At 47.6% G+C, this 22,080-nt stretch carries 18 protein-coding genes, 15 tRNA genes and 2 rRNA genes; 2 read left to right on the top strand and 33 right to left on the bottom strand.

Annotated features, from left to right (window positions below; all coding sequences use genetic code 11):
* Positions 1-152: 152 nt before the first annotated feature.
* The 18 genes from NYE45_RS25040 to NYE45_RS25125 all read right to left on the bottom strand — a co-directional run bounded on the left by NYE45_RS25040 (position 153) and on the right by NYE45_RS25125 (position 7,977).
* Positions 153-231 (bottom strand) — tRNA-Leu (locus NYE45_RS25040).
* A 6-nt stretch (positions 232-237) separates the two neighbouring features.
* Positions 238-311 (bottom strand) — tRNA-Cys (locus NYE45_RS25045).
* A gap of 6 nt (positions 312-317) precedes the next feature.
* A tRNA-Gly gene (locus tag NYE45_RS25050) sits at positions 318-392 on the bottom strand.
* Positions 393-396: 4 nt separating this feature from the next.
* Positions 397-471 (bottom strand) — tRNA-Gln (locus NYE45_RS25055).
* Positions 472-493: 22 nt separating this feature from the next.
* Positions 494-566, bottom strand: a tRNA-His gene (locus NYE45_RS25060).
* 30 nt (positions 567-596) lie between these two features.
* A tRNA-Trp gene (locus NYE45_RS25065) sits at positions 597-670 on the bottom strand.
* A 6-nt stretch (positions 671-676) separates the two neighbouring features.
* Positions 677-762: transfer RNA gene (locus tag NYE45_RS25070), tRNA-Tyr, on the bottom strand.
* A gap of 9 nt (positions 763-771) precedes the next feature.
* Positions 772-847: transfer RNA gene (locus NYE45_RS25075), tRNA-Thr, on the bottom strand.
* A gap of 20 nt (positions 848-867) precedes the next feature.
* Positions 868-943, bottom strand: a tRNA-Phe gene (locus NYE45_RS25080).
* Between the two features lie 95 nt (positions 944-1,038).
* Positions 1,039-1,116, bottom strand: a tRNA-Asp gene (locus NYE45_RS25085).
* Positions 1,117-1,143: 27 nt separating this feature from the next.
* Positions 1,144-1,217, bottom strand: a tRNA-Met gene (locus NYE45_RS25090).
* A 17-nt stretch (positions 1,218-1,234) separates the two neighbouring features.
* Positions 1,235-1,310, bottom strand: a tRNA-Val gene (locus NYE45_RS25095).
* Between the two features lie 67 nt (positions 1,311-1,377).
* Positions 1,378-1,449: transfer RNA gene (locus NYE45_RS25100), tRNA-Glu, on the bottom strand.
* A 9-nt stretch (positions 1,450-1,458) separates the two neighbouring features.
* A tRNA-Ser gene (locus NYE45_RS25105) sits at positions 1,459-1,550 on the bottom strand.
* Between the two features lie 3 nt (positions 1,551-1,553).
* Positions 1,554-1,629, bottom strand: a tRNA-Asn gene (locus NYE45_RS25110).
* A gap of 67 nt (positions 1,630-1,696) precedes the next feature.
* Positions 1,697-4,625, bottom strand: a 23S ribosomal RNA gene (locus NYE45_RS25115).
* Positions 4,626-5,038: 413 nt separating this feature from the next.
* A 16S ribosomal RNA gene (locus NYE45_RS25120) occupies positions 5,039-6,591 on the bottom strand.
* Together the 16S and 23S rRNA genes with 15 tRNA genes alongside form the textbook arrangement of a ribosomal RNA operon.
* A 507-nt stretch (positions 6,592-7,098) precedes the next feature.
* The gene (locus tag NYE45_RS25125) at positions 7,099-7,977 is read right to left on the bottom strand and encodes a nucleotidyltransferase-like protein (RefSeq protein ID WP_340014444.1); all 879 of its coding nucleotides are present in this window, start codon (positions 7,975-7,977) and stop codon (positions 7,099-7,101) included.
* 122 nt (positions 7,978-8,099) lie between these two features.
* Here NYE45_RS25125 and NYE45_RS25130 point away from each other — a divergent pair, with 122 nt between their 5' ends.
* Positions 8,100-8,480, top strand: coding sequence for a DUF2614 family zinc ribbon-containing protein (locus NYE45_RS25130; protein WP_145152286.1), 381 nt, complete (start codon positions 8,100-8,102; stop codon positions 8,478-8,480).
* 272 nt (positions 8,481-8,752) lie between these two features.
* Here NYE45_RS25130 and NYE45_RS25135 read toward each other — a convergent pair whose 3' ends face one another.
* The 15 genes from NYE45_RS25135 to NYE45_RS25205 form a co-directional block, all read right to left on the bottom strand.
* Positions 8,753-10,483, bottom strand: coding sequence for a glycosyl hydrolase family 18 protein (locus tag NYE45_RS25135; RefSeq protein WP_340014445.1), 1,731 nt, complete (start codon positions 10,481-10,483; stop codon positions 8,753-8,755).
* Positions 10,484-10,626: 143 nt separating this feature from the next.
* The gene (gene perR, locus NYE45_RS25140; protein WP_026081471.1) at positions 10,627-11,049 is read right to left on the bottom strand and encodes a peroxide-responsive transcriptional repressor PerR; all 423 of its coding nucleotides are present in this window, start codon (positions 11,047-11,049) and stop codon (positions 10,627-10,629) included.
* A gap of 171 nt (positions 11,050-11,220) precedes the next feature.
* The gene (locus NYE45_RS25145) at positions 11,221-12,630 is read right to left on the bottom strand and encodes a DUF4097 family beta strand repeat-containing protein (protein ID WP_340014446.1); all 1,410 of its coding nucleotides are present in this window, start codon (positions 12,628-12,630) and stop codon (positions 11,221-11,223) included.
* 26 nt (positions 12,631-12,656) lie between these two features.
* Positions 12,657-13,250, bottom strand: coding sequence for a hypothetical protein (locus NYE45_RS25150; protein ID WP_145152296.1), 594 nt, complete (start codon positions 13,248-13,250; stop codon positions 12,657-12,659).
* Positions 13,251-13,397: 147 nt separating this feature from the next.
* Positions 13,398-14,108, bottom strand: a complete 711-nt coding sequence (locus tag NYE45_RS25155; protein ID WP_062836484.1) for an MgtC/SapB family protein — start codon at positions 14,106-14,108, stop codon at positions 13,398-13,400.
* Positions 14,109-14,141: 33 nt separating this feature from the next.
* Positions 14,142-14,606: a GNAT family N-acetyltransferase gene (locus NYE45_RS25160; RefSeq protein WP_340014447.1), complete on the bottom strand. Its 465-nt coding sequence runs from the start codon at positions 14,604-14,606 to the stop codon at positions 14,142-14,144.
* 95 nt (positions 14,607-14,701) lie between these two features.
* Positions 14,702-16,141: an Asp-tRNA(Asn)/Glu-tRNA(Gln) amidotransferase subunit GatB gene (gatB, locus tag NYE45_RS25165; RefSeq protein WP_062836483.1), complete on the bottom strand. Its 1,440-nt coding sequence runs from the start codon at positions 16,139-16,141 to the stop codon at positions 14,702-14,704.
* A 26-nt stretch (positions 16,142-16,167) separates the two neighbouring features.
* The gene (gene gatA, locus NYE45_RS25170) at positions 16,168-17,625 is read right to left on the bottom strand and encodes an Asp-tRNA(Asn)/Glu-tRNA(Gln) amidotransferase subunit GatA (protein ID WP_340014448.1); all 1,458 of its coding nucleotides are present in this window, start codon (positions 17,623-17,625) and stop codon (positions 16,168-16,170) included.
* A gap of 27 nt (positions 17,626-17,652) precedes the next feature.
* Positions 17,653-17,940, bottom strand: a complete 288-nt coding sequence (gene gatC / locus NYE45_RS25175; protein WP_036607033.1) for an Asp-tRNA(Asn)/Glu-tRNA(Gln) amidotransferase subunit GatC — start codon at positions 17,938-17,940, stop codon at positions 17,653-17,655.
* A 205-nt stretch (positions 17,941-18,145) separates the two neighbouring features.
* Positions 18,146-18,529, bottom strand: a complete 384-nt coding sequence (locus tag NYE45_RS25180) for an ATPase (RefSeq protein WP_340014449.1) — start codon at positions 18,527-18,529, stop codon at positions 18,146-18,148.
* Between the two features lie 147 nt (positions 18,530-18,676).
* Positions 18,677-18,865 (bottom strand): hypothetical protein, encoded by a 189-nt coding sequence (locus NYE45_RS25185; protein ID WP_340014450.1) that lies wholly within the window; start codon positions 18,863-18,865, stop codon positions 18,677-18,679.
* A 101-nt stretch (positions 18,866-18,966) separates the two neighbouring features.
* The gene (locus NYE45_RS25190) at positions 18,967-19,233 is read right to left on the bottom strand and encodes a hypothetical protein (protein WP_340014451.1); all 267 of its coding nucleotides are present in this window, start codon (positions 19,231-19,233) and stop codon (positions 18,967-18,969) included.
* Positions 19,234-19,553: 320 nt separating this feature from the next.
* Complete coding sequence (locus NYE45_RS25195; protein ID WP_340014452.1) at positions 19,554-20,186, bottom strand: MBL fold metallo-hydrolase; 633 nt, start codon at positions 20,184-20,186, stop codon at positions 19,554-19,556.
* Positions 20,187-20,192: 6 nt separating this feature from the next.
* On the bottom strand, positions 20,193-20,762 hold the full coding sequence (locus tag NYE45_RS25200) for a thioredoxin family protein (RefSeq protein ID WP_017692292.1): 570 nt from the start codon (positions 20,760-20,762) through the stop codon (positions 20,193-20,195).
* A gap of 2 nt (positions 20,763-20,764) precedes the next feature.
* On the bottom strand, positions 20,765-21,379 hold the full coding sequence (locus NYE45_RS25205; protein ID WP_145325788.1) for a DedA family protein: 615 nt from the start codon (positions 21,377-21,379) through the stop codon (positions 20,765-20,767).
* 160 nt (positions 21,380-21,539) lie between these two features.
* On the opposite strand from NYE45_RS25205, the gene NYE45_RS25210 reads away from it, so the two are divergent.
* A complete protein-coding gene (locus tag NYE45_RS25210) occupies positions 21,540-21,887 on the top strand; it encodes a dehydrogenase (protein ID WP_340014453.1) in 348 nt (115 codons plus the stop codon).
* Positions 21,888-22,080: the final 193 nt, after the last annotated feature.

Consider the following 22,080-nt stretch of genomic DNA (forward strand, 5'->3'; position numbering starts at 1 on the left):
CATTAAAGACTTCACTTATCTACAATATACCGAATAAATTCATACGTCAATCTTTATTAACGTCTCACTTTTCTTACTATACAAAATCGTTTTTTTTATAGAATAAAAATAGTCCTACAAATTGCTTACGCAATCTGTAGGACTATTCAATATACCGGCGAGAGGACTCGAACCTCCACGGTTTCCCACTCGATTTTGAGTCGAGCGCGTCTGCCATTCCGCCACGCCGGCATATACTGGAGGCGCCACCCAGATTCGAACTGGGGATAAAGCTTTTGCAGAGCTGTGCCTTACCACTTGGCTATGGCGCCATATTTTGGAGCGGAAGACGGGAATCGAACCCGCGACCCTCGCCTTGGCAAGGCGATGCTCTACCGCTGAGCCACTTCCGCATAATGGCTGGGGATATAGGATTTGAACCTATGCATGACGGAGTCAAAGTCCGTTGCCTTACCGCTTGGCTAATCCCCATTAAAAATTTAAAAAACAAAGGGGCGATCGAGGGGAATTGAACCCCCGAATGCCGGATCCACAAACCGGTGCGTTAACCACTTCGCCACGATCGCCACAAAAAGTTAAGTTTCAAAAAAGTTAATTGGCAGGGGCAGCAGGAATTGAACCCACACCAACGGTTTTGGAGACCGTTGTTCTACCTTTAAACTATGCCCCTAAAAACTGGTGGAGGATGATGGATTCGAACCACCGAACCCGTACGGGAGCAGATTTACAGTCTGATGCGTTTGGCCACTTCGCTAATCCTCCAGGATTACATGGTGCCGGCGAGAGGACTTGAACCCCCAACCTACTGATTACAAGTCAGTTGCTCTACCAGTTGAGCTACACCGGCATATTAAATTGTTTTAAAAATGGTGGCTCGGGACGGAATCGAACCGCCGACACGAGGATTTTCAGTCCTCTGCTCTACCGACTGAGCTACCGAGCCATAATAAAGTCTAATCTCATTTCCTTACACTTTATATAGGGCATCAGTGCCATACAGCAGATGTAGTGAACAGTTTGCCTCATGTAAAGATTAAATGGCGGAACCGACGGGATTCGAACCCGCGATCTCCTGCGTGACAGGCAGGCATGTTAGGCCAACTACACCACGGTTCCATATCACTTTCTCAAAGGAAAGTTCAATTGCGGGGGCAGGATTTGAACCTGCGGCCTTCGGGTTATGAGCCCGACGAGCTACCGGGCTGCTCCACCCCGCGTCGTTATAAAGGTTATATGGTGGAGGCTGAGGGGATCGAACCCCCGACCCTCTGCTTGTAAGGCAGATGCTCTCCCAGCTGAGCTAAGCCTCCGAACAACACATTTATGATCATACCATAATCTTGTTGTAAAAATCAACTTCTTTTTTTGAAGTTATTATGACCCGTAGGGGATTCGAACCCCTGTTACCTCCGTGAAAGGGAGGTGTCTTAACCCCTTGACCAACGGGCCTTAATATTATGGCGGAGAGAGAGGGATTCGAACCCTCGAGACGCTTGTGACGCCTACACGATTTCCAATCGTGCTCCTTCGGCCAGCTCGGACACCTCTCCATATGGCTCCCCGAACAGGGCTCGAACCTGTGACAACTCGATTAACAGTCGAGTGCTCTACCAACTGAGCTATCAGGGAATATGCTTCAGAGATCGTTCTCTGAAAACTAGATTCGAAACGAAACACGCGAGTTATCACTTGCAAATTGGATAAGCCCTCGACCGATTAGTACTGGTCAGCTCCATGCATTGCTGCACTTCCACCCCCAGCCTATCTACCTCGTCGTCTTCAAGGGGTCTTACATACTGGGAAATCTCATCTTGAGGGGGGCTTCACGCTTAGATGCTTTCAGCGTTTATCCCGTCCGTACATAGCTACCCAGCGGTGCTCCTGGCGGAACAACTGGTACACCAGCGGTACGTCCATCCCGGTCCTCTCGTACTAAGGACAGCTCCTCTCAAATTTCCTACGCCCACGACAGATAGGGACCGAACTGTCTCACGACGTTCTGAACCCAGCTCGCGTACCGCTTTAATGGGCGAACAGCCCAACCCTTGGGACCTACTTCAGCCCCAGGATGCGATGAGCCGACATCGAGGTGCCAAACCTCCCCGTCGATGTGGACTCTTGGGGGAGATAAGCCTGTTATCCCCAGGGTAGCTTTTATCCGTTGAGCGATGGCCCTTCCATGCGGTACCACCGGATCACTAAGCCCGACTTTCGTCCCTGCTCGACTTGTAGGTCTCGCAGTCAAGCTCCCTTATGCCTTTGCACTCTTCGAATGATTTCCAACCATTCTGAGGGAACCTTTGGGCGCCTCCGTTACTCTTTAGGAGGCGACCGCCCCAGTCAAACTGCCCACCTGACACTGTCCCCGCACCGGATTACGGTACCAGGTTAGAACCTAGATACGATCAGGGTGGTATCCCAACGTTGCCTCCATGGAAGCTTGCGCTCCCACTTCAAAGGCTCCCACCTATCCTGTACAGATCGTACCCAAATTCAATATCAAGCTGCAGTAAAGCTCCATGGGGTCTTTCCGTCTTGTCGCGGGTAACCTGCATCTTCACAGGTATTAAAATTTCACCGGATCTCTCGTTGAGACAGCGCCCAAGTCGTTACGCCATTCGTGCGGGTCAGAATTTACCTGACAAGGAATTTCGCTACCTTAGGACCGTTATAGTTACGGCCGCCGTTTACTGGGGCTTCGGTTCACAGCTTCGGGATTGCTCCCTAACCACTCCCCTTAACCTTCCAGCACCGGGCAGGCGTCAGCCCGTATACTTCGCCTTACGGCTTCGCACAGACCTGTGTTTTTGCTAAACAGTCGCTTGGGCCTTTTCACTGCGGCCCCCTCGTGCTATTCACACTACCGGGGCACCCCTTCTCCCGAAGTTACGGGGTCATTTTGCCGAGTTCCTTAACGAGAGTTCTTCCGCGCGCCTTAGAATACTCTTCTCGCCTACCTGTGTCGGTTTGCGGTACGGGCACCATCACCTGGCTAGAGGCTTTTCTTGGCAGTGTGAGATCATGACCTTCGCTACTGTAATTTTCACTCCCCATCACAGCTCAGCCTTAATGATGTGCGGATTTGCCTACACATCAGCCTTACTGCTTGGACAGACATCCATCAGTCTGCGTCACTACCCTACTGCGTCCCCCCATTGCTCATAACGGCTTACGGTGGTACAGGAATTTCGACCTGTTGTCCTTCGACTACGCCTTTCGGCCTCGCCTTAGGTCCCGACTTACCCTGAGCGGACGAGCCTTCCTCAGGAACCCTTAGGCTTTCGGCGGATCAGATTCTCACTGATCTTTTCGTTACTCATACCGGCATTCTCACTTGTATAATGTCCAGCGCTCCTTACGGTACACCTTCAACCCTTATACAACGCTCCCCTACCCCTGATGCAAAGCATCAAGCCATAGCTTCGGTGGTGTGTTTAGCCCCGTTACATTTTCGGCGCAGAGTCACTCGACCAGTGAGCTATTACGCACTCTTTCAATGGTGGCTGCTTCTAAGCCAACATCCTGGTTGTCTGTGCAACTCCACATCCTTTCCCACTTAACACACACTTGGGGACCTTAGCTGATGGTCTGGGCTGTTTCCCTTTTGACAATGGATCTTAGCACTCACTGTCTGACTCCCGGAAGTAAGTCTATGGCATTCGGAGTTTGACTGAGCTTGGTAACCCTTGCGGGCCCCGCACCCAATCAGTGCTCTACCTCCACGACTCTGTTTTCCGAGGCTAGCCCTAAAGCTATTTCGGGGAGAACCAGCTATCTCCGAGTTCGATTGGAATTTCTCCGCTACCCCCACCTCATCCCCGCATTTTTCAACATGCGTGGGTTCGGGCCTCCAGTGCGTGTTACCGCACCTTCACCCTGGACAGGGGTAGATCACCCGGTTTCGGGTCTACGTCCACGTACTAATTCGCCCTATTCAGACTCGCTTTCGCTGCGGCTCCGGCTCTTCACCTTAACCTTGCACGGGAACGTAACTCGCCGGTTCATTCTACAAAAGGCACGCCATCACCCCTAAAACGGGCTCTGACTTTTTGTAAGCACACGGTTTCAGGTTCTATTTCACTCCCCTTCCGGGGTGCTTTTCACCTTTCCCTCACGGTACTGCTTCACTATCGGTCGCTAGGAAGTATTTAGCCTTGGCAGATGGTCCTGCCGGATTCATACGGGGTTTCACGTGCCCCGCACTACTCGGGATCCGTCTCGGAGGGAACAGACTTTCAACTACAGGGCTTTTACCTTCTTTGGCGGGCCTTTCCAGACCTCTTCGCTTAACCGGTTCCTTTGTAACTCCATGTGAGACGTCCCACAACCCCAAAGAGCAAGCTCTCTGGTTTGGGCTTCTCCGCGTTCGCTCGCCGCTACTGACGGAATCACTATTGTTTTCTCTTCCTCAGGGTACTTAGATGTTTCAGTTCCCCTGGTATGCCTCACACTAACCTATGTATTCAGTTAGGTGTAACTGGAAATTACCCCAGCTGGGTTTCCCCATTCGGACACCCCCGGATCAAAGCTTGCTTACAGCTCCCCGAGGCAGTTTCGTTGTTCGCCACGTCCTTCATCGGCTCCTAGCGCCTAGGCATCCTCCGTGTGCTCTTAGTAGCTTAACCATATTGCTCCGGTTTTGACTGCTCGCTTCCCTTGTTTTGCTTGCGCAAAGCCAAAAGTCGCTCCCATTCAATACCATCGCAAAAGCAATTTAACTACCTTTATACACTTGACTTGTTTAACACAAGTTCAGCTAGGATGATTGTTGATCGGTTACTTGAACCGAACAAGTATTCATCCCTTAAAGGAATGTTCTAATTCGCGTTTGTTTCGTTTCGATATCTAGTTTTCAAAGAACAAGCTCCATGCAAAAGCAAGCTGTTTGAGAGTTTGAGCTCTCAAAACTGAGCAACGAGTGAGTGTTGTGCTCTTCATTTCATCCACACCGAAGTGATGAACCAAAATGAATCGCTATTGCAGGTTCTGAGAACCTGCTTATTTGAATGTTTCCGTTGCAGGAAACGATTCTCCATAGAAAGGAGGTGATCCAGCCGCACCTTCCGATACGGCTACCTTGTTACGACTTCACCCCAATCATCTATCCCACCTTCGGCGGCTGGCTCCTTGCGGTTACCCCACCGACTTCGGGTGTTATAAACTCTCGTGGTGTGACGGGCGGTGTGTACAAGACCCGGGAACGTATTCACCGCGGCATGCTGATCCGCGATTACTAGCAATTCCGACTTCATGCAGGCGAGTTGCAGCCTGCAATCCGAACTGAGACCGGCTTTGTTGGGATTGGCTCCATCTCGCGATTTCGCAGCCCGTTGTACCGGCCATTGTAGTACGTGTGTAGCCCAGGTCATAAGGGGCATGATGATTTGACGTCATCCCCACCTTCCTCCGGTTTGTCACCGGCAGTCTATCTAGAGTGCCCATCCGAAATGCTGGCAACTAAATATAAGGGTTGCGCTCGTTGCGGGACTTAACCCAACATCTCACGACACGAGCTGACGACAACCATGCACCACCTGTCTTGAATGTTCCGAAGAAAAGGTACATCTCTGCACCGGTCATTCAGATGTCAAGACCTGGTAAGGTTCTTCGCGTTGCTTCGAATTAAACCACATACTCCACTGCTTGTGCGGGTCCCCGTCAATTCCTTTGAGTTTCAGTCTTGCGACCGTACTCCCCAGGCGGAGTGCTTAATGTGTTAACTTCGGCACCAAGGGTATCGAAACCCCTAACACCTAGCACTCATCGTTTACGGCGTGGACTACCAGGGTATCTAATCCTGTTTGCTCCCCACGCTTTCGCGCCTCAGCGTCAGTTACAGCCCAGAGAGTCGCCTTCGCCACTGGTGTTCCTCCACATATCTACGCATTTCACCGCTACACGTGGAATTCCACTCTCCTCTTCTGCACTCAAGTCACCCAGTTTCCAGTGCGATCCGGGGTTGAGCCCCGGGATTAAACACCAGACTTAAATGACCGCCTGCGCGCGCTTTACGCCCAATAATTCCGGACAACGCTTGCCCCCTACGTATTACCGCGGCTGCTGGCACGTAGTTAGCCGGGGCTTTCTTCTCAGGTACCGTCACCTTGAGAGCAGTTACTCTCCCAAGCGTTCTTCCCTGGCAACAGAGCTTTACGATCCGAAAACCTTCATCACTCACGCGGCATTGCTCCGTCAGGCTTTCGCCCATTGCGGAAGATTCCCTACTGCTGCCTCCCGTAGGAGTCTGGGCCGTGTCTCAGTCCCAGTGTGGCCGATCACCCTCTCAGGTCGGCTACGCATCGTCGCCTTGGTGAGCCGTTACCTCACCAACTAGCTAATGCGCCGCAGGCCCATCCCCAAGTGACAGATTGCTCCGTCTTTCCAGTTCTCTTCAGGCGAAGAAAACAACTATTCGGTATTAGCTACCGTTTCCGGTAGTTGTCCCAAACTTGAGGGCAGGTTGCCTACGTGTTACTCACCCGTCCGCCGCTAAGTATCAAGGAAGCAAGCTTCCTATCAACTCCGCTCGACTTGCATGTATTAGGCATGCCGCCAGCGTTCGTCCTGAGCCAGGATCAAACTCTCCAATAAAGATGAATTTCAACAACGCGGTTAAACGTTATGAAAATCATCTCAGTATTTGAAAAGAGCGATAAGCTCATTTGAATCTGACGAGATTAAAAATCTCGTTTTTGCTTCGAAATCATACAGTCCGAAGACTTGTACCAATCTCTCAGCGTCGATCTTGCAAGCAAGATCGTTACTCACTCGTTGTTCAGTTTTCAAAGATCAAACACGATTTGTTTTACTCTTTTTTTTTCGTCTCAACCAAGTTTCGGCGGCGACTTAAATAATGTATCACATTTCGTTTGTTTTCGTCAAGAACTTTTTTTAATTTCTTTTTTGAAGGTTTAGTTCTTCACTTTTCCTCTAAAGAATTTATCGTTTGTTGGCGATAAGCTCGTTTGAGGAACGAAATATAATGTATCATATATCACGAATGAGAGTCAACATTTTTTTATAAATTATTAAACAAACAAAAAAGGAAGGTTTCCCCTTCCTTATGTGATCAATATAATGTCAGGCTCTCGGAGAAGATTATGCCTCAATCCAATACCGAATCTCCCGGCCCTCTCCTCCGATCGATGGCCATCCTGCAGATTCTTTTACAATAGAACGAAAGACCAGCTTGCGCAGAACCAAAGGCAGATCTTCTCGAACAAACCTTAACTGCGGATGATGAACCAGTTCATTCATGCTCCACGGCTCTTTGCGACTTCTTAACACACGCAGCAGCAACTCTGAGCATTCACTCATTTTGGACATTACGGAAAACTCACAGGCAAGCAGGACAAGCTCCACTCGCTGCTCCAGCGTCTCGGAGCTTACGGTAAGTTCCTGATATAGCTTCCACAAAGCGCGATCCAGATTCTGTACATGAGTCCACACGGCATGATCTGGATATATCCCCTGTTCAATTAATACAATTCTTGCCCAGTTCCCCAAAGCCTCTAATACATTGTAGTAGGCGTCTACAACATGCCCTTCCTGGATATGACGCTTAGCCTCCACATACATTCTCAAGAAACTGGTAAATTCATGAAGCAGCTTCTGCTCACGCAATTCTGTCCCAAAGGCAGACAGTTCTTCTCGTAAATTACTTAAGGCGCTGTCTGCTTCCCAGATAATCTCACCTTCAATCAGACACTGGGTGAGATTATGATGATTCCCGGTAACGACACTACTCTGTAACTCATGACGGCTCGCATAGATCATTTGATAACGAAGATCACCATATCTATAATGTCCCACCGTCGACTTCAATTGGTCATCATTATGAACAACAAGTACTAATAATTCAAAATCTTGAACTAGGGAGCCGTGGAATCGCTCTCCCGGGTGGGAATAAGCGATAGCCCCAACTGCCCCCGTCTCTTCCGACTGTTCGGACAAAAAAGCAAGGTTCTTTAATTCCACGATTCCCTCCATACATTTCATGGCAGATAAGCGCCAAGTCAGTTATAATGTAATTCTACATCCAGACTGAAGTTTCCTTCTTTTCCAGGTCCGATACTACTCATACGATAGGAGCATTTTTCATGATTTTTAAATCAGCAAAAATTAATGCTTTTCGCACTTGGGGATTACTGCTGACCATGCTAGGTATGGGCCTAATGATACTGGGAACAGCCGGGATTGTATTCTGGGGACATGCAGGCAAGGTATTCGCAGCTGTAGGACTCGTCATCGGACTGATTGCCATGATGGCCAGTCTAGCCATTTATTTCTGGGCTGGCATGCTCTCTACCAGTGCTGTACAAGTCGACTGCCCGGAATGCGGGAAGTTAACCAAAATGCTGGGCAAGACGGATCGTTGTATGTTCTGTCATACCATCCTCACCCTGGACCCTAATAAGGCCAATACAACCAGTCAACAACTGAAAGCGCCTTCTACAACAGCTCCACCCACCGAAGGATAGTACGAATTGATCTCCAACCGCTAGATGTCTTTCACCTTAATTCTATTGAAGAACAAAAAAAAGGCCCGGTATGTCTACCGGACCTTTTTTGACTTGGCTTATAAATGTTACCCTTGTTACTGTTGTAACTAGCTAAGATATGAAGTTAAGTTATGAGTCCTAAGGCCAACAAAACGTTTGACTGCACATATGATGATATCAAACGGGAACAACTTTTGACTTTGCGAAGTAAAGGAAGTTAAGCCAGCAGTCAAAACTGGAGCACGAGCAAATTATTTTGAGTGACCAGCCTGCTTCAATATCTCCCACGCAGAAGCATTGGCAAAACTGCGATTCCACGCCGCTACTCCGCCCAGTTTCAACGAAGCAATCAAATCCACACGCGCCTGAAGGGACACGGCATCTTCGATCCATATTTTCTTGGTCGCTCCGTCTTCCTCATACTCCACATAGTTCTGTCCACTTGCCTGATCCAATTCGGGTTTGAGTTTCTTTTCTTGAATCAGGTCCACAATGGTATTCATGCCTACCGCTTTGGAAGACACCTTAACCTCCCCTTGATCGTTCGTCTCTTCCGTCCAGATCCGGGTATAAAGCGGCACTGCCATAATCAACTTGTTAGAAGGTACTTCATCTTCCTCAAGTATGCGTCTCATGGAAGCCTCAGTCCATGGAAGAGACGCTACCGAACCCGCCTTGGGACTAGCCGCCCAATGTTCATCATAGGCCATCACAATAACATAGTCGGCAAAAGAACCTAATGCACGGCGATCCAGAAAAGCAGACCACATCTCACTGTTGGATTTTGGTGTTACATCGATTGATAACATCAATCCATGTATACGAGCCATCGCCTTGATCTCGCGCACAAACTGAGTAATATTCGGCCCATCATCTGTATAGACGTTCTCAAAGTCGATGTTGATACCGTCCAACTGATACGTCTGTGCATACTCTAACATCTGCTCGATAATATGAGTTCGTGTCGCATAAGAAGCTACGGCTTCTTTGGTAATGTCCGGGTCAAAGCTATTATCCATGAGTCCCCATACTTCCATACCTGAACGGTGAGCCCAGTTCACATAAGCTTGATTTCCCTTGCTTTTCACAGTGCCCTGTCCATCTGTAATGTGGAACCATGTAGGGCTAACCACATTCACACCAGGCATTTTACCGATCGAGCCCACATCAGGCTGACGATTGTACACGGCTTCCCAAACCAGGTTTACCGGTTTATTCTGCCACTTCTTCTCTGCTGCAGTCAGTGTATACTTGGGCATGTCCACCTTCTTTTTCTCGGTGAGCGCAATATGATCATTATCTACGTATCCCGCATATCCATTATCGAGTTGAACAAAACTCTGTTTATCACCCGTCTGCCATACACGTACCCGTGCATTCTTTTCCATATCGGCAATGATTGGTGAGGATTCTCCCCCACGTTTATATAACGGCACCGTTTTGTCCGCTTTGGATGACAACGTATCAATCTCTGCATATTGTATCGTGTCTCCTCCACGCATCAGCAGCACAGCACCTGTTACCGAATCTTCCTGTATAGCTATGCCGTACACTTCCTTCAAAGGTTTGAGCGGAATGTATGCTTCTCCATCCTTAACCTCTGGCTTAACCGTCATAGGATAATCTTTATGATTAAGTTCTGCTTGTGTGCTGCCCTCTTTCATATGAAGGACTCGCTGAGGGGAGGCAATAATAATATCTCCCGACTCTGGTTCATAACGTATGCCCGCATCAATCGCCTCTTGCAGCACCTTTACAGGTAACTTAAGTTGATCTCCTGTACCCGAAGCGTCTCCGTCCATCAGTTGCCCATCCACAAAAATAGGCTGGCTTCTTCCTACCCAGTCGGGGTCTTCATGAGTCTGGTTCAACCATACATTCGTTATGAGCCAGTAAGCACCTCCGGCGATCAGACAAGCCCCGAGAAAACCGGGCCAAAATGAACGTCGCTTCTTACCTGTATATCTGCTTTTTCTACCCAAAAACGTCTACCTCCGTTAATTATGCCGAATCATAAGGATGTGCGCATAAGTTGTTATAGAAATGAGCATTTTGCATAAATGCTAAAAAAAAGCGTGAAGAATCCATACTGAATTCTACACGCTAATATTGTAATTCAACTCTCTTAATCCCTGCAACTTTTACAAACGCCATATACTTCCAATCGATGACCGTGTACTTCAAATCCCGTACTCGATTCTGCTTGTAGCTCCACACTTTTGAGTGAAGGATAGCTGAAGTCTTCAATCTTGCCGCATTGATCACAGATAACATGATAATGATCCGTCACATTGGCATCGAAGCGGCTTGAATTATCTCCGTATGTCAATTCCCGGACCATGCCCGCTTCCAGAAACATCTTCAAATTGTTATATACCGTCGCCACGCTCATACTGGGAAATTGGGGTTCAAGGGCTCGGTAAATTTCATCGGCTGTCGGATGCCCCATGGATTCCATCAGATAGTTCAATATGGCATGACGCTGGGGTGTAATACGGACACCGGTCGTTTTCAGATGCTCCAACGCATGTTGGACACGTGTTGCCATAAAACCCACCGCCTTACCTTTCATTCATTCTCTGCTGAAGAGTATATTGCTGGCTCATCGTACAGAGTTGATTCCCGGCCATTAACAACGACAACACATCTTTCGTGTCGTGTAATCTTGCCAGTGTACATTTATTGTACGGCGATTACAAGTTTATTGTCAACGCGGCCGTCAAGGAACCTCTGTAGAATCATCCTGGGAATTTGCTCCGTCTTCGGTCGTCTGTTCCAAATCTTCAGCCGTATCTTCTGCCTCTTGTGTAACTATATCCGGTGTAGATACAGCTGGATTGCTCTGAATGGTGAGATCGCTGTTCCCTTCGATTTTCACCCTGTACTCACCCTCACCGAGCTGGCCTTCTATCGTTTTATTCTGTACTTTGAAAGGCAGATCCGTGATTAAATCTCCATAACTGCTGGAACCAGCAAGACTATAGTCGCCCCGATCAGGCAGCAGCACGTTAATGGCACCTACAGCACTGTATACATCCCAGTCACCTCCGACTTTGGCAGATACAATGTTAATACTGCCATTGAGCGATTGAGCCTTGATTCCCAGGTTGGCACCGTCGAGTGTAATATTGCCGTTACGTGTCTCTGCCGTGAATTCGCCAACGGAGTCTGCGATACTGATACTTCCCACTTGCGTGGTCAGATCGACATCACCGGAAACGCCGCGGGCCTTCATGTCTCCACGGTTACTGTCGAGGTCCACATTACCAATAGCATTGGCTACGATGACATCTCCGTTCAACGTTTTGCCCGAGATATCTCCAACGGCATTGGTAATTCGAATCCGTCCGTTACCCGTTTCAGCGAATATGGTACTAATGGCTTCCGGACGGTTTAACAATATCGCACCATTGGAAGTTCGAATATCCAGATTAAAGCGACGATCATCGGGAATCGTTATGGTGATATTCATCCGTGGCTGCGTTTTTTCATTTTCTCCATACGTCTTGCCTGTAGCTTTGATATGAATCACTTTCGTACCATCGGTCTCCACAAAAGAAGCATCCGCTACGGCCTTCGCCTGTACTTCCGTTGTCTGATCCACCCAAATAACCGTTCGTACTTCAATCTCCTCCGTGTCTCCCCGTTGCACGGAGATATCCCCGTTCACACCTTCGACTACAAGATCTGACGTATCCATACCAACAGGAACACGAATCGTGCCCTTATCCTCCATATATCCTGCAGCTTGACTGTAGTCCATGGAAGCCGCTCCGAGATTTAGACTCACTCTATTCCATAAGTGCATGTAGTGATCCTGCTCAGTAACAATAAATACAGAAGCCGCCAAAATCAATGAGGTCAGAATACCTTTGGCATCAGGTCTGAAACGTACTTTTATTGATTCATCAGGATTACCTGGATTATCCGATTGAGCCTTTTTTCTTCTACGTGTCCACAGAAAGAGCAAGATATATTCCACGCCTAAAACAACGAGCAAAAATGGCCACCAGTCCACCATGTCATATACATAGTCAGTTCCCCACCGTTTATCCAAAATCAACAGCACACCGACCGCTATGATTAAGGCGGCAGCCGTATAGCGGCCAACCCGGACTTTACGGTTCATCACGTTCCCCCCTTGTATCGTTTCGACTACATTTTTTTCTTGTTCAACATTACCCAGAACTCACGCCCGAACAGGAGCAATCCTCCTATGATCATGAGAATCGCAAATGAATATCCGCCATACATGGCGAGGATCTCTTGGAACCAGCGTGGTTTGCGGAAGAACAGCACCATCAATGATCCTCCCACAATCAGAAGTAATCCGAACGATATGCCTTTCTCCCAGACCATCATTGCATCTCGTGTAGAACGTTCATTGGATACCGGCTTGTCCGAAGTTGCCTGGGTTACTGCTCTACGTCTGCGCATCATGACCCAATCCGCAGATTGCAGCACATCATATACATTGTAAAAGTAAATAACCGGAATACACAAAGCCAGCAAGATGAGCAATGGCACATTGATCTGTATACCAATGGATGAGAAGTACAACACTGCTGAAAGATCAAGCATAACAAGCAGCATAAAGGTCAAACCTCTCATGTACAATCTCAGATAAATATGACCCAAGCCTGGAATAATGGCACTCAATAACCCCGCAATAAATTTATGAGTCCGATTCCTGACCGGTTTGGTCTGAACTGTACTGGTCTTTTTGTTCGATTGACGTCTCCGTTTCATAACATACTCCTCTCTTCTGAACTGACCTTCCGCTCTTCATGCATTTGGTTAGATAGTACCCTAAAGAGCAAGGAGAGTAACTGGAAGAAATATGGATATGACCAAAAACCCTCCGGCACTACTGGCCTGGGGAGGGTTCTAATTCATTTATTCGATCGACACTTTGGTCACGTGTTCCCACTGTCTTAACTTGGATACCAAGCCTACTGTTTTGAAATCATGCGGTACCTGGACATGCAGCACAATCTCAATTTTGCGTTCAACCGATACCATTTCTGCATAAGCGAGATCCTGTTCATTCACGGTAATTTTACGAATTTTGATCTTCTCCTGCTCCATACATGACGACAGCTGTTCCAGGAAACCGGGTTCTGACAGGGTATGAAGTGTAACGACATGCAGTTTGTTCCCTCGTAAATACCTTAGCTCTAATTTGTTAAATACCCAGAGATTAAGCAGTACCAGAACGGTAGATACGATAGAGGCAAAGAAGAACCCAGCACCTGCTGCAAGCCCAATGGCTGCAACAACCCAGATTGAAGCTGCCGTAGTCAGTCCGGTGATGGATTTTCCCGTGAAGAGAATTGTCCCTGCTCCCAGGAATCCGACACCAGTAATTACAGCTGTAGCCAGACGGGCTGGATCGATCCTTACATTTAATTCATTGGCAAAATCTTTAAATCCATAAACAGACAACATCATAATCAGTGCAGAGCCAAGACATACCAGAATATGGGTACGCAAACCGGCGGCATGATTGGACCGTTCCCGCTCCAGACCTACGAGCCCTCCAAGCAGCATGGCCAGTAATAATCGTAATAAAATGTGCCACTCATCAATGAACCAGGGATCGCCCAAAGTCGGTATTCCTCCTCGAAGTTGTTAATATGATTAAAGTTTATTCTTGTGAAAAGTCGTTAATTCCACTCCAGGTGCAATCTGTGTGACTTCCACGGGGTTAAAACCGAATTTGGTATACAGATTCACAGCGGGTTGATTCAGCGTTCCTGTGGAGACGATATAACGTGGAAGATCCGCATGCTGTTCCAACACATACGTCATCAAAGATGCAGCAATTCCCTTGCGAAAGTGATCCGGGTGCACCATCATTCGTGTAATGGTCAGTGTGTTCTCCTCTTCCTCTGCTACAGCGACAGCCCCGATAAGCTCTCCATCATCAAGGATGCAACCGTAAAAGCTTTCCCCACAATCCCGAAGTGTCTCCATCGTATCCATCAAAGGAGGAATCTCCTGAAATCCGATGATCTCGGCTTCCAATCGATAAGCTACATGTTGAAGTCTCCATAACTGCCCCAACGTCTCCAGATCACTCAGTGACAATGGTTGAATGTTCATATCCGTTCCCCCGTCCGAAATACATTTGTCTCCATAATAACAAAAAGAGGCTGTCACAGGGACGAGCCTCTTTCTGTCCGGCCTCACCGGAAGGATTAGCGGTTCAGTACATCTGCAAGCAGTTGGTTGGCAAGAGCTGGATTCGCCTTACCTTTACTTTCTTTCATAACCTGACCAACGAGGAAGCCAATGGCTTTCTGTTTACCAGCTTTATAGTCTTCCACCGATTGAGGATTATTCGCCACAACCTGCTCAACGATCGCAAGAATGGCACCTTCATCACTAATCTGCACAAGACCTTTCTCTTCAACGATCTGCTGTGGAAGCTTGCCGCTCTCCAGCATTTCCTTGAATACCGTTTTGGCGATTTTGCTGTTAATGGTACCCTTCTCCAGCAGTCCGATCATCTCACCCAAACCTTGACCTGTCAGTGGAACCTGAGTCACCTCAAGATTGCTCGTATTCAGGTAACCCAGCAAGTCGCCCATGATCCAGTTGGATACGGATTTGGCATCCTGAGTGAATTTCAAGCTATCCTCAAAAAGATCAGCTATAGCCTTGGATGAAGTAATAACCTCTGCATCATAACTAGGCAATCCATAATCAGCTGTGTAACGAGCTTTACGCTCGTCTGGGAGTTCAGGTATGGTAGCCTTGATCCGCTCTTTCCAGGCTGCATCAATATGCAGCTTCACGAGATCCGGGTCCGGGAAATAACGGTAGTCATGCGCCTGTTCCTTACCACGCATCGACAGTGTTTTCCCTTGCGCCTCGTCCCAGCGACGCGTCTCCTGAACTACTTCACCGCCATCATCCAGAATTTCAGCCTGACGATATTGTTCATATTCCAGACCACGTTGAACACCACGGAAGGAGTTCATGTTTTTCAGCTCGGCTCTTGTTCCCAGCTTCTCCTGTCCATGTGGACGCAAACTGATGTTGGCGTCACAACGCAGTGAGCCTTCTTCCATCTTCACGTCAGACACATCACAGTACTGCATGATCGCACGCAATTTTTCGAGATACGCACGTGCCTCTTCCGGAGAAGAAATCTCAGGTTCGGATACAATCTCAACGAGTGGCGTACCGACACGGTTAAAGTCCACCAAAGAAGCGTATCCACCATCGATATGTGTAAGCTTCCCTGCATCTTCTTCCAAGTGAAGACGAGTGATGCCGATTCGTTTCGTTTCACCATTCACTTCGATGTCAATCCAACCGTTCTCACCGATCGGTTGATCGAATTGTGAGATCTGATAGGCTTTTGGTGAATCGGGGTAAAAGTAGTTTTTACGGTCAAACTTGCTGACATCAGCAATCGTACAATTCAGGGCCATCGCTGCCTTCATTGCGTAGTCTACCGCCTGACGATTCAGCACAGGCAGTACGCCCGGATGTCCGAGACAGACCGGGCAGGTATGCGTGTTCGGCGGAGCTCCAAAAGCTGTGGAGCAGCCACAGAAAATTTTGGAGTTCGTATGCAACTCCACGTGGACTTCAAGTCCAACGACCGTTTCATATTTAGATGCGGACATTTCTATATTCCTCCGTTCCGGGCAGTCTACAGCTGCGGACGCTGCTTATGGAATTCTGTATTTTGTTCAAACGCATGCGCTACACGCAATACGGTTGTTTCATCAAAGGCTTTACCGATAATCTGCAGGCCGACAGGCAATCCATCCGAGAATCCACATGGAATGCTAACAGCAGGTACACCAGCAAGGTTAACCGGAATAGTCAAAATATCGTTCAGATACATCGTAAGTGGATCATCCACCTGTGAACCCAGTTTGAATGCCGTAGTTGGCGCAGTTGGTCCAATAATCACATCATACTTGGCAAATACATTGTCGAAATCCTGTTTGATCAATGTACGCACTTTCTGTGCTTTCAGATAATAGGCATCATAGTAACCCGAGCTGAGTGCATACGTTCCGAGCATGATGCGACGTTTCACTTCTGGACCAAAGCCTTGGCTGCGGGACTGATGATACAGATCCAGCAAGTTATCCGGATTGTCAGCACGTACGCCATAACGTACACCATCAAATCGAGCCAGGTTGGAAGAAGCCTCTGAAGAGGCAAGCAGGTAATACGTAGCCACCGCATATTCGGTATGCGGAAGGGATACCTCTTCCCATGTTGCCCCGAGTCCTTCGAGAACGTTCAATGCAGACAGAACTGTCTCTTTCACTTGTGGATCTACGCCTTCACCGATGTATTCCTTCGGAACAGCAATGCGAAGCCCTTTGACATCACCTGTCAGTCCGCTCAAATAATCCGGAATCTCTACTTTTGCAGATGTCGAATCTTTGGCGTCATAACCAGCAATGGCTTGCAATACATAGGCAGAATCTTCAACATTTTTCGTCAAAGGTCCAATCTGATCCAAGGATGAGGCAAATGCAACCAATCCAAAGCGGGAAACGAGTCCATATGTCGGTTTCAATCCAACAACACCACAATACGAAGCAGGCTGTCTGATGGAGCCACCTGTGTCTGATCCAAGCGTGAAGTATGCTTCTCCCGCAGCCACAGCTGCTGCCGAACCACCGCTGGAGCCTCCTGGAACGCGATCAAGTGCCCATGGATTACGTACAGGGGAGAAACTTGAGTTCTCATTGGAGCCACCCATGGCGAATTCGTCCATGTTGAGTTTACCAATAGTGACGGTGTCCGCAGCTTTCAATTTCTCGACAACTGTTGCATCATACACCGGGTCGAAATTACGTAGAAATTGGCTGCCGCACGTCGTGCGAAGTCCGTTCGTAACGATATTATCCTTAATACCTACAGGTAGGCCGAAAAGCAAACCTTTCTCCTCGCCGCTCACCAGACGATCATCCAGTTGACGTGCACGAGCGCGTGCTTGTTCTTCATCCAGTGCCAAATACGCCTTAACCTTATCGTCATGCGCTCCAATGTTCTGATACGCCTGATCCACCAGATCGCTGACCGACAGCTCTTTGGCATGCAGCTTGTTATGTAACTCAGGCAACGATTGTTCAAATAAACTCACAGTTTTTGTCCTCCTTCCGGTTATCCGTTATTCCATTACAGCAGGCACTTTAAACTGCCCGTCTTCTTCTTCCGGTGCATTGCGCATCACCTGTTCAATCGACAGGCTTTCTTTGGTCTCATCTTCACGCATGACATTGCTTACGTGCAGAACGTGAGTGGTGGGCTCGATGTCTTCTGTATCCAGCTCATTCAGCTTTTCTGCATATTTTAAAATCGCGTTCAGCTGACCTGTCAGGGTCTGTTCTTCTTCAGCAGTCAAGTTGAGCCGGGCCAGCTTGGCCACATGCTGAACGTCATTATTCGAAATACTCATTAGCGGATGCCTCCTTCATTCGTTCTGATTCCCGAAACGACCTGAAACGAATCGCTCGTTTAACGGGCTAAAGTCTCAAGATAACTTTTTTCATTATAGGTGAGATAGTTCGACAATTCAATGCAAATGACCTGACTGACTTCCGGGAAGCTAAAAACGAACTTATAAAATAAAAAAGAGCCGGCATCAGCCGACTCTTAAAATTCTAAATCCATGCACGCAGATTAACCTGCTTTATAAAATCCGCCTGTGACATAACATCGTTCGCGGTTTCCTCTTCCTCTTCCACAGTTTGAAAATCTCCGTTCATCAGATGATGAAACAGCTTCTCATTGTGTGTCGCAAGGGCGTAATCTATCAACGCTTCTCGCTCGACCCGCTCAGCTTCCTGCTTCAGCAGAACCTCTTCCAGATCGACGTCGCCGGATGGAACAAAAAAGTTCCGGTTCACCTGCGGCACTCGAAGCACGTAATCGAACGCATTGTCCGGATTCCGGTCATAAGCGATGATGAAACCATATTCCCCCACAGGAAGATTCTGCTCAAACGCATCCGCGACGATGACAACCTTCTCTCCTAATCGCAGCATCGTCTAACCTCCTGGTAGTCTATCTTAATATTTATTTGTATAGTCTACTAGAAAAGAATAACGATGTCTAGGAATACTAGAATTAAACAACATATTTGTGCAAAATCTTTTTTTCCATTTTTAAAATAATGCTATTTCGGATTTCGTCTACCTGGCTTGCGCTGTGATCGAATCACGACAAACCAATATATAATGAGCGGCGTGGGAAATCAGATTATTCCCCATAACCAAGAGAAACGTCCACGTCTGCGTGCGTCCTGAAAGATCCATGTGCCCTGAACCATCGTCTCCCGATACTGCTCTGCGTACCTCTTCGAGTTCAGCTGCCTTTATCATGATCATCACCTGCTCCCGTTCAATCTGGAGTTAATACGACAGGCTCTGCAGAAACGTTCAATGGAATGATAAAAAATTAAACCCGACAATTTCCCGGGCAATCAGACTTCATTCCGGTAATCTTGCAGCTTGTCGAACCACGGTTGGTTGCGGGCTCCGTTTCGTAATACACGACTCATCCATATATTCTGCTGAGAATTCATCCCTTCACGGGTCACACTAGGGTTATGTATTGAAGCTCGCTCAGTTCCTTTTTCTCTTTTTCCACTTTCCATTATGCGACGGTTTTCTTCAATAATCGGATACTCGACACGCTGTCCCAACGGAATAACTCTTGTTTTCTCCACTTTGATATTCCCCGCTCTCATGATCTACTATTTTCTTAAATTCTTTTTTTCTAAATCAATCTATACTTGCTGCTAACTTGCTATTGGTCTCAAACTGGCTTGTGATGAAGCACATCATACATCTCTATGTAGGGTAAAACAGGCTGATTCTGTGATAAAAAGGAGCTGAAAACAAAAAAAGAACGCAAACCGGGTATAGACCACAGTCTGCGTGCTTCGCAAGGTTGGGTGTTTCTTGGTAATGCTTCAGTTAGATAATGCCTTAACGCTTGTAACAACTAATTGCTATTCTAATGAAAAAGTTGTCACTTGTCCAGACTTTCTTCACATATCATGTCGGATTATCTTGCGGACACGTAAGGATTATTCTGTTTCTCATAACCAATGGTCGTTTTGGGACCATGACCTGGATAAACTTTCACTTCATCAGCAAACGTGTAAAGCTTGTTCTGAATGGAATCAATCAGATCCCGTTCACGCCCTCCTGTCAGGTCCGTTCTGCCCACACCCATGCGGAACAGCACATCACCGGCAAACAGGTCGTTATCACAAAGCAAACTTACACTGCCTGGTGAATGGCCAGGTGTATGGAACACTTTAAACGTATGTCCAATCAGATTCAGCTTCTGCCCTTCGTCCATGGCATATTCAGCAGGATCTGTCGAAAGCGGTGGTGTCGCCTGCGGCCAATTCAAAGATCCATTTAATTTCGGGGTTGTAAGCCAATCACTCTCCAAATCATGAAGATAAACGGGACAACTCTTCAATTTACGGATCTCATCTACCCCACCCATATGATCAAAGTGAGCATGAGTGAGGAGAATGGCTTCGATCTCCAAGTCTTGGATCGCTTTAAGCAGCGGCCCTGGATTCATGCCCGGATCAATAATGACGGCTTTACCCGGATCATCTCCTTGTAAGAGATACGCATTGGTTTGAAGTGGGCCTAATGAAAACGTACGTATGTTAAGCATATCGGCTTAGTAACCCGAAATCAGTTCACGCAGCTCACGGATAATGGCCGCATGTGACTCCGTTCCTTCCCCATAACGTTTGCCTATCTCTTGACGTGCTACAGCCAAATTTTCTTGATAATCTGCTGCTTCACGATCCGGATTAAGGCGTTTGAATTCAATCATAACTTCCTGTACATGCTGCGGACGAGGTCCCCACTGACCCAATACATGACCACCTGTATCTGCGAAAATAACAACTGGCACGGAACGGCCACCCATCGTCAGGAACTCATCCATCACTTCAGGATGGTTCTCCATAATCAGAACCTCTGTTGGGATTCCTGAGATTTCAAGCGCCTGGAACACAACCGGAATATTACGGACAACATCCCCGCACCAGTCCGCAGCCAGAATTAACACACGCAGATCATCGCGATGGTTCAGACTCTCAAAGAACTCACGATCCTCTTCGTTCGACCAGGTAAAGCTATCATAGTTGGCCTGGAATTCACTTTGGTTCTTGGTCATACTCTCGATAAAATCCTTCGGTGGCAGACCTTTACCGAATTTGTGAGACAAGTTGGGTTTACCCATGACTAGACACTTCCTTTCTTTTTACGAGCATTCATCCATTTAATAAGTACATAAACAATCATAAGGGCGAGAGCGACAAGCAAAATCGGCATCACATATGGTGCCGCTTTCTCATCAATATGCTTCCATTGATCTCCAAGAATCATCCCTAAATATATAAACAATGCAGTCCAAGGTATAACAGCGAGTGTAGTGAGCAAGATGAATTTGCCTGCGTGCATTTTCGTGATGCCAGCCGGGATGGAGATTGCATGCCTTACCACCGGAACAAAACGCGCCGTGAAAATGACACCTGTACCATACTTGCGGAACCACTCTTCGGAATGGTCGATGTGTTTTTTCTGGATGAGTATGTATTTACCGTAGCGTTCAAGCACAGGTCTGCCGCCATAACGGCCAATCCAGTAAATAAATAATTGGGCAATCACACCGCCCACTGTTCCGAAAATCATAGCACCGAAGAAGTTGATATTACCTTGTGAAACGAGAAAACCTCCATACGCCAGCACAATTTCGCTCGGGATGACCTCCATCATTAATCCAAGCATGATTCCAAAGTAACCAAGACTTTGAATCCAATCGAACAATTGGCCGACAAGGTTATGAATAAAGTCCATCTCAACCCTCTTTCTCCATCCTGATTGGCGGTGCCCCTCCGCACCATGGATGTTCGTCCCTATTTTATCACAGGCCTGTGGACGTTGCTACTTCACGAGGTTGGGGTAGTGTCCCGTTTGCAGCGGTTCGCATATGGTATGGGGAGAGGAGCGTGAAAAGATGTCACACAAGTCAATACCCGGTTCTCCACCGGTCAAACATAAGCAATCCGGTCAAAACCTTCCTTCAGCCAGGGGGATTCGCAGGGCATGCAGCAAGGAATTGTATCGTACAGCCAAAAGGCTAAAAGTGTATGTCTCCCCCGAACGGATGAAGCAGGCGGAAGAATGTTATTACGGTAAGGTGATTACGAATCTGCTCTGGATCGGTGAGAATCGCGACAACCGCAAAAAATTATGTGAGTGGTGGAACACGGATGTCAGTGCAGAGATCGCCGCACTGTGGGAAGTGGATGTTGAACCATTAAAAGATGCGTTTCAGCATGCATTTGGCGGGTATCGTTTGTAAATATGCAGCAATAAAAGCTTCGCTCTGGGTGGAATTCGCGGTCGTCCTCTAGTGTGCGGTTGGAACAGAGCATGGGGCCGACTACCACAGTGGGCATGAACACAAACAGCGTGTAGATTCTCATGCTCATGCTCAAGCCCACGAGTGGTAACGAATCTGAGGCGTCTTATTCAAGGATTTGAAGCACGCTTAG

The sequence above is a fragment of the Paenibacillus sp. FSL K6-1318 genome (assembly GCF_037976905.1).
Taxonomy (GTDB): Bacteria; Bacillota; Bacilli; order Paenibacillales; family Paenibacillaceae; genus Paenibacillus; species Paenibacillus amylolyticus_A.